At 58.4% G+C, this 353-nt stretch carries 1 protein-coding gene; it reads left to right on the top strand.

Annotated features, from left to right (window positions below; translation table 11 throughout):
* Nucleotides 1–120: 120 nt before the first annotated feature.
* On the top strand, nt 121–353 hold a 233-nt coding region (locus AC0L20_RS40260), incomplete at its 3' end, for a hypothetical protein (RefSeq protein ID WP_473295710.1).

Below are 353 nucleotides of genomic sequence, written 5' to 3'. Positions count from 1 at the left end.
GCGCAACCGTCAGTCGCCTTTTCACTTGCTCGCGGTATACACATCCTCGGAACCGAACCCTCGTCAAAGCTCACCCAAGACAGCCTCTAACAGGCTTTCAACACAGGAGCTGTAACGATCATGATCGGATTGATACCCAACTTTTATGCCGCCTTCAGTGCGCTCAACAACCCGCAACAACGCCCGCCCGCCAACATAGGCCAATGCCCCGCCACCCGGAACATTCAGTCCACCCCCTACACAGACCCCGACCTGCCGCCACCGTATGGCGAGGGTTACCAATACTCCGCCACCACCGACGGCAAGACATGGTCCGGACAAACCGCCGCAACCAAAGACGACTACCTTGCGCC

This window comes from Bradyrhizobium sp. Kon58 (genome assembly GCF_055807455.1).
This window is presented reverse-complemented; position numbering and strand designations above follow the sequence as displayed.